Origin of the sequence: Stenotrophomonas sp. SORGH_AS_0321 (assembly GCF_031453215.1) — a bacterium.
Taxonomy (GTDB): domain Bacteria; phylum Pseudomonadota; class Gammaproteobacteria; order Xanthomonadales; family Xanthomonadaceae; genus Stenotrophomonas; species Stenotrophomonas chelatiphaga.
The window spans coordinates 3,940,583-3,953,480 of the sequence record NZ_JAVIZG010000001.1; the positions used below are offsets into that span (position 1 = coordinate 3,940,583).

Below are 12,898 nucleotides of genomic sequence, written 5' to 3' on the forward strand. Positions count from 1 at the left end.
TGAATCCGGCAATCCAAGGAGAATCCAAATGAAGCGCACCCTGATCCTGTCCCTGCCGTTGGCCCTGCTGGCGGCCTGCAGCCAGAACCCGGCCCCGGCCGGCAATGCCGATGACCTCGCCCCGGCACCGGCCGCCGCCGCCGCGCAGAAGACCGCCGCGCATCTGGACGTGCAGCGCCTGCATGGCCAGCACTGGCGCCTGAAGGACGCCACCGGCGCCGACGGCAAGCGCATCGATGCGCTGTTCGTACGCGCCGACAAGCCGGTGACGCTGGACTTCAGCGAAGGCCGCGTATCGGTGTCCAACGCCTGCAACGGCATGAGCGGCGGTTACACCGTGGCCGATGGCAACCTGGTGCTGTCGCAGCTGGCCTCCACGCGGATGGCCTGCGAGCCGAGCGTGATGGCGCTGGACGAGGCCGTGGGCAGCCGCCTGCAGGGCACGCTGAAGACCGAACTGGCCGACAACGGGGAGCTGACCCTGCGCACCGCCCAGGGCGAGGTGCTGGTGTTCGCGCCGGAGCCTACGGCCGAGACCCGCTTCGGTGGCCCAGGTGAGCGCGTGTTCCTGGAAGTGGCCGCGCAGACCAAGCCGTGCCCGCATCCGCTGATCAAGGACAAGCAGTGCCTGCAGGTGCGCGAAGTGCAGTTCGACGACCAGGGCCTGAAGCAGGGCGAGCCGGGCGGGTTCGAGAACTTCTACGACAGCATCGAGGGCTACACCCACGAGGCCGGGACCCGCAACGTACTGCGCGTGAACCGCTTCAAGGTGGCCAATCCGCCGGCGGATGCGTCGTCGCAGGCGTATGTGCTGGACATGGTGGTGGAGTCGGCTGTCGAGAAGTGACTGCGAACGGGTGAGACCCCCTCGCGGGTGGCTTTCAGGCTGAAGCTGGGGGTGGGCCGGGCGGGGAGGCTGGTCGGGGGACGGCAAAAACTGCGTCCATGCGGGCCTCGTTTCGCGCCATCCATGGCGCTCAACGCCCCCGCCCAGCCTCCCCGCCCGACCCATGACAGGTTCCGGTGGCTGCCACCCGCGTAGAAAAAGAATGAAAAAGCGGTAGCGCCGACCCATGGTCGGCGGAATCCATCAGACCCCATTCCCCCAACATCCGCCGACCATGGGTCGGCGCTACCAGGCCACCATGGACCTGTCGAAGGTGGGGCGGGGTGGGTTGGCGGGGGCGTTGAGCGCCATGGATGGCGCGAAACGAGGCCCGCAGGAGCGGCTTCTGCCGTCCCCCGCCAACCCACCCCGCCCCGCCAACGCAACAGCCCTGCAGCTGTTGACGTTGACGTTGACGTTGACGTCGCGTTTTACAGCGAAGGATTCAACGTGTAGGTGCCATGCAGTGATGCTTCGGCCAGCACGTGGCCCTGCATCGCGCGATGCACGTCGCCGGCAGTGAACGGCGTTGGCAGCTCCAGCGTCGCCACGTCCAGCGCGAACACGCGGAAGAAGTAGCGATGCACGCGTTCGTCGTTGAACGGCGGATACGGGCCGTCGTAGCCCAGGTAGGCACCGGCCATGTCCGGGTTGCCGGCGAACCAGCCGGTGAAATCATTCAATCCCTGGCGGCTGCCCGCCGGACCGGCCGGCGCAGTCTTGCCCTTGACCACGAAACCATCGCTGCAGCTGCCGGCAGCGAGCTCGCGCACGTCGGCGGCGATGTCGGCCATCACCCAGTGCACGAAATCACAACGCGGCTGGTCGCGCGGGATGGTCATGTCGGTGCGGCCGACGGTGTCGGCGACCGTCGGGACATCCGGGTCCACGCAGATCAGCGCGAAGGAACGGGTGCCCTCGGGCACCCCGCTCCACGCCAGCTGCGGATTGCGGTCCGGGGCGAAGCCATCGGCATCGCCGGCAGCGAATTCGCGCGCGATCGCCGCGCCGTTGGCCACGCTGGTGCTGGTCAGTTGCATGTGGCTCATTCCTCCGGGTACCCGAGGCGCACCGCGACCGGGGTCAGCAGGTCGATCGCCGCCCCCATGACCTCGCGGTAGTTGCGCCAATGGCCGCTCGGCAGGCGCGGCGGTCCGATGTTCGGTGCCACTGGCAGCTGCACGCCCATCACCTCGCTGAGCAGCAGCGCCATCGCCTGCGGATCGTTGCCGGCCGCATCCACGCGCACCAGCACGTTCGGGTACAGATCCTGCTCGTTCAGCACCGCCACCTGGGTCAGCGCGCGGGCCAACCATTCGGCGGCTTCCTGCAGGCTGGTGATCGCCAGTTGTGCGCCGGAGCCGTAGGCGATCCAGTCCAGCAGCATGTCGCGCGGATCACGCAGCACCACCAGCAGGCGGCCCTGCGGCAGCGCCGGGCGCAGCGCCCACAACAAGGCGTTGTCCCAGAACAGCAGCCAGTCGATCACGGTGTCGTTGGACAGGCCGCGCGACGGCAGGCGCGCGCGCCAGCCATCGACCAGCCCCTGCGGCGACAGCTTGCCCGAGGCCAGGTCCTGCAACGTGTTGTAGTTCTGGAAGGCGTCGTCCGGCGGCGTGGCACTGAAGCGGTCAACGCGCACCAGTGGACTGGCCGCGCTGAGCGCGCTCATCACTTTTTCGACGTTCGAACCGGGAGCGCCCCACAGGAACATCGGGCGCGATGCCAGCTCCGGATCGACCTCGCCAAGTGCCGGCCAGCTGGCCGGCGCCTTGGCCTGCGGCGGCAGCGGCAGGCGGTTGGCCACGTTGTCGGCATGCAGCTCAAGCCAGGTGCGCAGTGCTTCGCGCGGCTGGCCGCCACGGTCATGCACTTCGCCCAGCCAGGTGCGCAGGTCTTCCCGGGCACGTCCTTCGGCGCCGTCCACCATCTGCTGCACGCGGGCCGCGGCGGCAGCCGGATCGCGCTGCACCAGGCCATCCACCAGCCGCGTTGCACCGCTGACGCGGCCCGGCTCCAGCGCCAGGATGCGTTCGGCCATCGCTTCGGCTGCGTCGTGCTCGCCGGTCATGTCGTGCAGGCGCATGCGGGTTTCCAGCGCCGGCAAGTGGGCCGGCATCGCGGCCAGCCAGCGTTCGCCCACTGCCACGGCGCCTTCGCTGCCCACGCCTTCCACCGACAGCCGCGCCAGCCACAGGTTGTGCAGCTGGTCGTGGTCGGCCAGCACCGCATCCAGTTCGCTGCGCGCTTCGTCGTCGCGGCCCAGGCGCTGCCACGCCATCAGCAGCAGCTGCAGCAACTGCGGGTCGCCCGCATTGGCGGCCAGCAGCGGGCGCAAGTGGTCACGCGCCTGCAGCGGCTGGCCGGACTGCAACGCCAGCTGCGCGGCGAAACGGCGCATCGCCACGCTGTCCTGGCCGGGCTGCTGCAGGGCCTGCTCGATCAGCTCGGCGGCCGCGGCGGGGTTGTCCTGGCGCAGCGCCAGCTGCACCAGCAGCCCGTGCAGCGCGGTCATCTTCGGGTTGAGCACCAGCACGCGGCGGAACGCCTGTTCGGCGAAGGCCAGCATGTCCTTGCCCAGGTACGCCGTGCCCAGCGCGTAGACGATGCGCGGGTCGTCCGGCAGCGCGCGCACGGCGCTGGACAGCTGGGCCAAGGCCTCGTCCAGCGCGCCACGACGCAGCGCCACCATGCCCGACAGCGCCACCACTTCCGGGTTCTCCGCATCCACGCGCGCGGCCAGCTTGAGCTGCTTTTCAGCCTCGTCCACGTCATTGCGGGCCAGCGCCAGGTGCGCCTGCATCAGGTAGGCCGACAGCTCGTTGGGATTGAAGCCGGTGGTGCGCCCGAGCGCCGCTTCGGCGGCCTCGAACTGGTGCAGCGCCAGCAACAGGCCGGCGTGCTGCAGGTGCAGGTCGGCATCGTCCGGGGCGAGCGCAAGCGCACGCTGCAGGCTTTCGACCGCGGCCGGCAGCTGGCCCTGCTGCTGCAGCGCCAGCGCATGCCAGCGATGCGCCTGCGGCAGCTGGGGCTCATCGGCGATCCAGCGGGTGGCCAACTGCACGGCCTGGTCGGCGTCCTGGCGACGCAGGGCTTGGAGTATCTGTTCTTGCATGACGGGTCCGGCTGGAGTGCAAAGCCGCATTGTAACGACCCTGACCCCGCGTGCCGCCGGCGCCGGGTTCAACCGCCCAGTGCCGCCTGTCCAAGGTGCTGGGCGACCCAGCGCTCGGAAAACCCATCACCCCGCCAGTTTTCCAGGAAGCCACAGTGGCCGCCCCATTCGGCGGTCTGCAGGCTGGCCGACAGCGGCAGCTGCCAGTCATTGAAGGTGACATAGGGAATGACGGGGTCATCCTTGGCCATCAGGATGTCCGCCGGCACCTGCAGGTCCGCCAGCCGCTCGCCGGCGATGGAATAGCCATCGAAATAGGCCTGCAGCGAACCGTAGTCGGTGTGGTGCTCGACCAGCCAGGCGGTCAGCGCGCGGATGTCCAGCCGCAGCACGCGCTCGTCCCAATCACTCAGCTCGGGATAGACCGCCTGTTTGCGCCGCAGCGATCCAGCCCACTTGCGGCGGAAGTACCAGTCGTACATCGCCGGGCCGTTTTCGATGCTGTCCATGGTCAAGCCGGGATCCAGCACCGGGCACACCGACGCCACCCGTTGCAGCGGCACGCCCGCCGTGGGCGCGCGCAGCGCCAGCCGCAGCACGAAGTTGCCGCCCAGCGAATAGCCGGCCGCGACCAGCGGCAGCTGTGGCCAACGATGGGCGATATCAGCGGCGGCATGCACCACTTCGTCGATGCGGTTGGAGTGGAAGATGCCGGGATTGAGGTGATGGGTGTTGCCGTGGTCGCGGAAGTTCAGCCGCACCACGTCGAAGCCTTCGGCCAGCATGCGCGCCGCGGTCATGCGCATGTAGCTGGATTCGGCGCTGCCTTCCCAGCCATGCAGCAGCAGCGCGATGCCGCACGGCGCGCGCCCTTCGATGGCGCTGTGCCAGGCCTGCAGGCGCACCCCTTCGCCGCCATCGAGGATCAGCTCGCGGTGGCTCGCGCCGGTGGCCGCAAGCAGCTCCTGCCCGCGGCGCAGGCGCAGCCGGCTGGAACTGAGCATCGACTGCAGGTGTGCGTTGCGCAGCCAGCGCGGTGGCTGGTAATCGGCCGCTGTCAGCCGTCCGGGCGGACCGGAATCGAAGGACATCGCGGGCGCGGGGACGGACACCGTCGGCTCAGGTCCCGGCCATTGCCGCGAGGATGCGGGTGCGCGAGGTTTCGGCGATGCGCCGGCGACCCTCCAGGTCCTGGCCGCTGATCGGCTCCAGGAAGTGCACTTCGGCACGCCGGGCCGGCTCGCCCAGCAGGCGCAGGAAGTTGGCGAAGAAGCTTTCGCGCGGCCCGAACGCCACGATGGTCTGTGCATCGCCACCTGCGCCGTAGCGCAGCGCCACCGGCTGCACCGGCACGCCGGTTTCCACCGCGGCCTGGAAGATGCGGGCATGGAACGGTCCGACTTCATGGCCGCCCCGGGTGCGACCCTCCGGGAACACGCCCACGCCCTTGCCTTCGCGCAGGCGCACGACCATCTGCTGCATCACCCCGTCCAGCGATTCGGTGCTGCCACGCTGGTGGAAGATGGTCTGGCCGCGCCCGGCCAGCCAGCCGACCACCGGCCAGCCGGCGATTTCGCGCTTGGCGACAAAACCCATCATGCGCTGGCTGTGCAGCACGCAGATGTCGACCCAGCTGACATGGTTGGCAACGAACAGCACCGCGCCCTGCAGCGGCTTGCCGATGCGCACCAGGCGGAAACCGAAGATCCACATCAGGCCGGCCGACCACCAGTTGACCACCTTGTAGCCAAGCGGCTCATCGCCCACGCGCAGTTCGCCCCACGGCGGCAGCATGCCGATGAGGATCAGCGGCAGGAAGACAAGCAGGTGGATGAGCAGCAGCGGTACGCGGTACAGGTAGCGGCACACACGCGCCACGCCGCCACGGGTGGCCGGAGTGGGGGAATTCATGCGGGAACGATACCCGAGCACCGCAGCGCCTGCCAGCGCGGGGTGGCCAAAGCGGCTGCGAGGATGGGCCAGCAGCCGGCAACGCTGTGTTCCGCGCCGGCCCGCGCGCGCTTGTAGACGTGCCGGGTGCTCAACCGTGACCGGCGGCCACCACCGCCAGGGTCAGGCGCGAAGTGCACACCAGCCGTGCCTGCTCATCTTCGATGCGGATGTCCCAGATCTGCGTGCTGCGGCCCACATGCACCGCGCGTGCGGTGCCGGTCACCACGCCTTCGCGCTTGGCGCGCACGTGGTTGGCATTGATCTCCAGCCCCACGCAGACCTGCTGGCTGTTGTCCACGCAGAGGTTGCCGGCACTGCTGCCCAGGGTCTCGGCCAGCACCACCGACGCCCCGCCATGCAGAATGCCGTAGGGCTGGTGGGTGCGCGCATCCACCGGCATGGTCGCCTGCAGCCAGTCATCGCCTGCTGCGGTGAACACGATCCCCAGCTGGGAAATCACCGTGTTGGCGCTGAGCGCGTTGAGGGCATCAAGGGAAATCGCCTGGCGGAATACGGACGGCACGGCACAGCTCCAGTCAGAGGATCGGTACCAGGCCGGCGCCGAAGGCGGTCAGCATGCGCACCAGCAACAGTTTCGGGCCGACGTTGACTTCGGGGAAGTCACCGACGGCGGTGTAACAGGCATGGAAATCCGGGTGTTGCCGCGGCAACGGCTCCGGGCACGCCGGACCGGGCTGGAACTCGTAGTCGGTGGCATACCGCCATGGCCAGAAGTCCAGGATCGGCAGCGCTTCGGACGCCTTGCCCATGCTGTAGTTCAACCCGGACAACACCGGCGGCTTGCTGCGCGGCGCCACCGTCCAGGAGTTCTGCGGATGGATGTCGCGCAGGATGCTGTCGGCCAGGCGCTGGGCGAACACCGGGTCGTCGATGATCACCGCGCCTTCGGTATTGTAGTTTTCACTGCGCGGGTCGAAGTTGTGCGTGCCGATCACGCCGATGCGGCGATCCACCACCAGGGACTTGGCATGCAGGCCCATGCGCGCGCCCTGGCGGGTCACCGGCAGCGGGCGGTTGACCGCCTTGCTGCCCAGGAAGGAAGGCCGGGTCTCGGTACGCAGCAGGTCGCGTTCCACTTCACTGCCTGCGGCGCGACGGCGTTCGCGTGCATTCTGGTAGGCGCTGCCGGTGCGCGGATTGCCACGCACGGCCACGTCCGGGGCTGCGCTGTCCTGGGCACGGCTGCCGCTGCCGGGAGGGCGCGCGTTGCTGCCCGCCGCACTGCCACCGAGCATGCCGCCGCGGCGGCCTTCCGGGTAGTCGCCGGCGATCGGGTCCGGCAGCAGGTTGCGGTAGTCCACCGGCGCATCCAGCGGGAACGGCTTGAACTCGAAGATGTTGAAGCCCAGCTCGCGCATGTTGCGCCGCTTGTACTTGTAGGACAGCGCGTAGACGATCGGATTGTCGGTGGCCGCCAGGCTGTTGGTGGACACCAGCACGCGCGGCGGATCCGCCTGCCTGCGCAGGTCGGCGAACAGCTGGCGCGCCGGCTTGGACAGCACCAGGTACGGCGTCTGCAGCAGCACTTCGGACTGCGCTTCGGAAATCAGCCGGTCCAGCTGCGGTTCGGTGACATGCTGCCCGTTGCGCGGCTGCTCGGCGCTCTCGCGGCGATGCTTGCGCGGCAGGTCGGCCACGTAACGCACCGAGGCCACCGGCAGTGCGGTGTCGACGAAGCTGCGGCTGATCCAGGCATCGTCGATGGCTTCGGCCAGCACCCGTTCCACCCGTTCCGGCCGCCGGTACACGGCCGGTGGCAGCGTCGGCGGGCCGCTGTCGAGCAGGATCCGCCCGACGTCGTTCAGCCGTTCCGCCGGCACGCTGCGCGGCGCCTTCCAGAACGCCTCGAAGTTGGCCGCCATCACCCGCGCCTCGGGACCGGCCACCAGCACGTCGCGGTCGCGGAAGTTGTATTCCGAATCCCAGTCGTAGTAATCGTCCTGGTAATTGCGGCCGCCGACCACGCCGATCGCATCATCGACCACCAGCAGCTTGTTGTGCATGCGCTGGTTGAAGCGGCGGAAGCAGCACAGCACGCTGCCGGCGTAGTCGAAGTAGTTCAGCTGCGCCTTGCCGAAGGTCGGGTTGTACACGCGCAGCTCGAAATTCTGGTGCGCCGACGACAGCGCGCCGAGGATCTGCAGGTCCGAGATCGCCGACAGCTGGTCGATCAGCAGGCGCACCTTGACGCCACGGCGGCTGGCCGCCAGCAGTTCATCGATGACCAGCCGGGCGCTGTCATCCTTGTCGAAGATGTAGGTCTGCAGGTCGATGCTGCGGGTGGCGCTGCGCAGCAGGTTCAGCCGTGCCACCAGCGCTTCCTCGCCTTCATCCAGGATGGTCGCGTAGTGCCGGGGCTGGTCGGCGGTCGATTCGGTGAACGCCCGGCCGGCCAACGCGCGCAGCGGTGAATCCTGCGCGCAGCGGTCGGCGCGGTCGCAGTCCACCACGGTGGAACGGGCCTGCGCCGCGATGCCCGCGGCGCGCTCGCGCTCACTGTTGGACAACGACGCACAGCCGCCGAGCAGCAGCAGGCCTGCCAGCATCAGCCAGCGCGACATCAGGTTCACGGTTTCGGCGCCTCGCTCAGGCGCGCTCGCAGTACGAAGGTCACTCGATCACTCAAGGCAAGCTGCCAGTTGTCCATGCCGTAGCGGCCCCGCAGGACGGTCCCACGGCTGACGACATCGCAATCATAGCCGGGTCTGGCGCATTCCGCCTTTTCCACCCGCAGCGTTTCGGGATGGCTGACCCCGCGCAGCATCAGGCGGCCCTGGATGTCACCGCCCTGGTCGACCCGCGCCGGATCGTACGGCAGCGAGTCGAATTCCACGACCGGATGGCGGGCCGCATCGAAGAACTCTTCCCCGCGCATCCAGCCGGTATAGCGTGGCTTGCCGGGGATCTCCACCGAGCGGGTGTACATCTTCAGATGGACCTGGTGGCGCCCGTCGGACAGCACCTCGATGCGACCTTCGAAATGCGGAAAACTGCCTTCGATGCGCTGTCCGAGCCGGCTGCGCACTTCGAAACCCAGCTGCGAGCGCTGGGTGTCCAGCACCAGCGGCGCGCGGTGCACGACCTGCACCGCCGGCAGCGCCGCAGGCGGGGCCAGCAGCGGTGCCAGCGCCGGCTGTGCTGCCAGTCCAGCCGGTACGATCGCCAATCCGAGCAGCAGCCCCCTCTGCCACGCGTTCATCGGATCACGGCCACCAGAATGCGTTGAGGCTGGCGACGCCGGGTTCGATGCTGGCTTCCTTCGGGAACTGCAGCACGGCAATACCGGCCGGTGGCATGCCGCGGTAGTCACTGGTCTCGCCGGTGTTCAACAAGGCGACCAGGCGCTCCAGGCCAGGATTATGGCCGACGATCATCAGGCGTTCGACGTCGTTTCGATCGTCGACCAGGCCGATCAGGGTGCCGGGCGTGGCGTCGTACACCTTGTCTTCCAGCTTGTGTTCGAAGAAGCCGGTGATGCCGACCACCGCTTCCAGGGTTTCGCGGGTACGCCGGGCCGGTGAACAGAGCACGCAATCAGGCTGCAGGTTGTTGTCCTTGAGCCACTTGCCGGCCGCTTCGGCCTCGGCAAGTCCGACCGCCGAAAGGGGCCGGTCAAGGTCAGCCTGTCCGGTGCTGGCCGGTTCGGCGTGGGCATGGCGAAGCAGGATCAGTTCACGCATCGGAGTCTTCCATTGGATGAGGGGTACAAGCGGCTCATGCCTTGTCCAGCCATGTCAGCAGGGGTTCCCAGTCGGCCTGGTGTTCGCGGACCTGGGCGGAACGGTAATCGAACAGGCTGCGTCCCAGCCCGGTCATCACTACGTAGCTCTGGCTGTCGCGCAGCTGCGCCACCACCGGGTAGGGCCAGTCGGACAGCATCTGGATGGCCTGCTGCGACGTCTGGGTCCACGGCTTGGTGCGGTTCAGCACCAGCCCCACCGGCAGCTTGCGGTTGTGCACCCGGGCCACCTTGGACAGGCTGTTGAGGAAGCCGACGATGGCTTCGATGTCCAGCGCGGAAGGCAGCACCGGCACCACCACGGCATCGGCGGCGTCGAGGAAATGCAGGATATCGTCGGCCAACGCACCGGCCGGGGCATCGATGATCACCGTGTCGGTGCCATCGGGGAGCTTCTGCGCCCATTGCTTCTTCTTGTGCACGTCGATCGGCAGCACCGCGCTTTCCAGCTCGGAACGACGCTGCGCCCAGCGGGTGCTGGAGCCCTGCGGGTCGGCGTCGGCAATCACCGTACGCCGGCCCTGCAGTGCCGCATGTGCGGCCAGGTGGGTGGCGATGGTGGTCTTGCCCACCCCACCCTTGGAACCGGCCACCAGGATGGTCTTCATGCAGGCCTCGCTTCCGGGAGAACGTTGCCCGAGCGTACACCGGAGCAGGTGAGGGTGATAGTCGCGCGGCTGAACCACCGCGGCCGTGGCTTTGTTATCGTGGCGCCCCCGAAGGATCGAACCGGCATGAGCGAACTGCAGGACCTCAGCGCGCTGATACGCGCCAATACGCCCCTGATCGTGATCGAGACCCAGGACGAAGGCCGGATCATCGAACTGTTCCGGCAGACCCTGCTGCAGGTATGGCGGGCGCTGCACCGCTGGTCGATCACCGAAGGCCTGCGCCGCATCGACCTGGAACGCGAGGACGACGCAGTCGGCCCACCCGATGCCAGCGCGGCCCTCCAGATGATCCAGCAGGCCGACCAGCGCGGGATCTACCTGCTGCTCGATTTCCATCCCTATCTGGGCTACGCCAGCCACCAGCGCGCGCTGCGCGATCTGATCCAGCGCCGCCACAGCCAGCCGCACGTGCTGGTGCTGATCGGCGCGAAGGTGACCCTGCCGCCCGAGCTTGAAGCCCTGGCGACGCGCTTCAATCCGCGCCTGCCCGACGCCAATGCATTGCTGAAGATGCTGCGCGAGGAAGCGGCCGGTTACGCGCGCGAGCACGGCGGCCGCCGGGTCGAGGTGGACAGCGAGGCGGTGAAGAAGATCCTGCGCAACCTGCAGGGCCTGAGCCTGGTCGATGCGCGGCGGATCGCCCGCCAGCTGATCTATGCCGACGGCGCGCTGGGCGACGATGACCTGCCGCAGCTGGCGCGGCTGAAGTTCGAGCTGCTCAACCGCAGCGGCCACTTGATGTATGAGTACGACACGGCGCGTTTTGCCGACGTGGCCGGTGCCAACCGGCTCAAGCGCTGGGTCAACCAGCGCCGGATCGCCTTCCTGGCCGGCGCGGCACCGGCCGGCCTGGATCCGCCGCGCGGCATGCTGCTGCTGGGCGTGCAGGGCTGTGGCAAATCGATGCTGGCCAAGGCGACCGCCGCCGGTTTCGGCGTTCCCCTGCTGCGCATGGACGTGGGCGCGCTGTACAACAAGTACCACGGCGAAACCGAGTCGAACCTGCGCCAGGCGCTGGCATCGGCCGAGCAGCTGGCGCCGTGCGTGCTGTGGATCGATGAGATCGAGAAGGGCCTTGCGACCGGCGGCGAGGACGGCGGCGTCTCACGCCGGGTGCTGGGGACGCTGTTGACCTGGATGGCCGAGCGCAAGGCTCCGGTATTCATCGTGGCCACCGCCAACCAGGTGCACGAACTGCCTGCCGAGCTGCTGCGCAAGGGCCGCTTCGATGAGATCTTCTTCGTCGACCTGCCCGGCCCGGATACACGCGTGGAACTGCTGCGCCTGCACCTGGCGCGTCGCCAGTTGAATGCCGACGCCTTCGCGCTGCCGGCGCTGGCAGCGGCGGCGGAGGGTTTTTCCGGCGCGGAAATCGAACAGGCCATCGTCGCCGGCCTGTACGCCGCGCATGCCGACCAGCGTGCACTGGATACCGACGTGCTGATGGCGGAAATCCGCGGCAGCCGCCCGCTGTCGGTGCTGATGGCCGAACAGGTCCAGGCGCTGCGCGAGTGGGCCGCACCGCGCACGGTCAACGCCGACGATTGAACCCTGCGCCGGCGTTCCCGGTCAGGCCATGTGGCGCAGCAGCCACACCCAGGCCGGCAGCGTGGCCAGCGACAGCAGGATGCCGTAGCCCACCAGGGCCGCGGCCAGGCGCGGTGCCAGCCGATGGGCGATGGCCAGCGCGGCAGCGGTGATCATCGTCGGCATCGCCGACTCCAGCACATTCACCTGCAGCATCACGCCCTGCAGGCCCAGCAACCAGGACAGCGGCAGCGCCAGGGCGGGCATCACCAGCAGCTTCAGGCCCAGCCCGAGCCCCAGCGGCAGCAGTTCGGCGCGTGACAGCCGCAGCTGTATGGAAAGACCCACCGCCAGCATCACCAGCGGCAGCATCGCATCGGCCAGCTGGCGCAGCCCATCGCCGATCCACGCCGGCGGGCTGGCCGGCATCAGCAGCAGCGCGAACAGCAACGCCCACAGCGGCGGAAACCGGACGATGCGGGCCAGTACCTGCAGCACGCCGGGCGGCGTGTCGCCGCTGTAACGGGCCAGCACCACCAGCCCGAAGGTGGACAGCAGCAGGAAGGTGCCGAACTGGTCGTACACCACCGCGTAGGGCAGTGCGGCATCCCCCAGCAGCGCGCGCACCATTGGATAGCCGATGAAGCTGGAGTTGGCCAGGGCCACGCAGATCAGCAGCACGGCGTGCACGTCGCGGGCGAAGCCGAACACCCGCGTGGCCAGCGACACCAGCGCCCAGGTCGCCAGCATCAACAGCCACGGCGTCACCATCAACCCGGCAAGGCTGGGCTTCAGCTGCAGCTGCGGGACGTAGGTCAGCACCGCAGCCGGCAGGCACACATACAGCACGACGCCGTTGAGGACCTGCGCGCTGTTGTCCGGCAGCACCCGCAGCCGCGCGAACAGCATGCCCACGCCGAGCATGGCCAGGATCAGCGCGAAGGCATCGAAGGCCATCGTCTAGGCCATCAACAGCCGTCGCAGGG

At 68.6% G+C, this 12,898-nt stretch carries 12 protein-coding genes; 2 read left to right on the forward strand and 10 right to left on the reverse strand.

The genetic code is table 11. The features are described 5' to 3' along the window. Positions 1-28: 28 nt before the first annotated feature. Positions 29-847: an META and DUF4377 domain-containing protein gene (locus tag QE373_RS17800; RefSeq protein WP_309689179.1), complete on the forward strand. Its 819-nt coding sequence runs from the start codon at positions 29-31 to the stop codon at positions 845-847. Between the two features lie 470 nt (positions 848-1,317). Here QE373_RS17800 and QE373_RS17805 read toward each other — a convergent pair whose 3' ends face one another. The 9 genes from QE373_RS17805 to QE373_RS17845 form a co-directional block, all read right to left on the reverse strand. Further along, positions 1,318-1,926: a YbhB/YbcL family Raf kinase inhibitor-like protein gene (locus QE373_RS17805; RefSeq protein WP_309689182.1), complete on the reverse strand. Its 609-nt coding sequence runs from the start codon at positions 1,924-1,926 to the stop codon at positions 1,318-1,320. Positions 1,927-1,931: 5 nt separating this feature from the next. Then, a complete protein-coding gene (locus tag QE373_RS17810) occupies positions 1,932-4,001 on the reverse strand; it encodes a tetratricopeptide repeat protein (RefSeq protein WP_309689185.1) in 2,070 nt (689 codons plus the stop codon). Positions 4,002-4,069: 68 nt separating this feature from the next. Beyond that, positions 4,070-5,062 carry an alpha/beta fold hydrolase gene (locus QE373_RS17815; RefSeq protein WP_309689901.1) on the reverse strand — a complete coding sequence of 331 codons (993 nt, stop codon included), beginning with the start codon at positions 5,060-5,062 and terminating at the stop codon, positions 4,070-4,072. Between the two features lie 58 nt (positions 5,063-5,120). Then, a complete protein-coding gene (locus tag QE373_RS17820) occupies positions 5,121-5,912 on the reverse strand; it encodes a lysophospholipid acyltransferase family protein (protein ID WP_309689190.1) in 792 nt (263 codons plus the stop codon). A 130-nt stretch (positions 5,913-6,042) separates the two neighbouring features. Continuing rightward, positions 6,043-6,477, reverse strand: coding sequence for a hotdog fold thioesterase (locus QE373_RS17825; RefSeq protein ID WP_057508971.1), 435 nt, complete (start codon positions 6,475-6,477; stop codon positions 6,043-6,045). Positions 6,478-6,490: 13 nt separating this feature from the next. After that, a complete protein-coding gene (locus tag QE373_RS17830) occupies positions 6,491-8,545 on the reverse strand; it encodes a phospholipase D family protein (RefSeq protein WP_309689194.1) in 2,055 nt (684 codons plus the stop codon). After that, a complete protein-coding gene (locus QE373_RS17835; protein ID WP_057508969.1) occupies positions 8,542-9,174 on the reverse strand; it encodes a YceI family protein in 633 nt (210 codons plus the stop codon). Before QE373_RS17835 ends, QE373_RS17830 begins: the two co-directional genes overlap by 4 nt. Before the next feature lie 4 nt (positions 9,175-9,178). After that, positions 9,179-9,655 carry a histidine phosphatase family protein gene (locus QE373_RS17840; protein ID WP_057508968.1) on the reverse strand — a complete coding sequence of 159 codons (477 nt, stop codon included), beginning with the start codon at positions 9,653-9,655 and terminating at the stop codon, positions 9,179-9,181. Positions 9,656-9,689: 34 nt separating this feature from the next. Further along, entirely contained in the window at positions 9,690-10,322 is a 633-nt protein-coding gene (locus tag QE373_RS17845) for a ParA family protein (RefSeq protein ID WP_057508967.1), read from the reverse strand. A gap of 126 nt (positions 10,323-10,448) precedes the next feature. On the opposite strand from QE373_RS17845, the gene QE373_RS17850 reads away from it, so the two are divergent. Then, positions 10,449-11,933 carry an AAA family ATPase gene (locus QE373_RS17850; protein WP_309689206.1) on the forward strand — a complete coding sequence of 495 codons (1,485 nt, stop codon included), beginning with the start codon at positions 10,449-10,451 and terminating at the stop codon, positions 11,931-11,933. A 21-nt stretch (positions 11,934-11,954) separates the two neighbouring features. Here QE373_RS17850 and QE373_RS17855 read toward each other — a convergent pair whose 3' ends face one another. Then, the gene (locus tag QE373_RS17855; protein ID WP_057508965.1) at positions 11,955-12,869 is read right to left on the reverse strand and encodes an AEC family transporter; all 915 of its coding nucleotides are present in this window, start codon (positions 12,867-12,869) and stop codon (positions 11,955-11,957) included. Positions 12,870-12,898 lie beyond the last annotated feature (29 nt).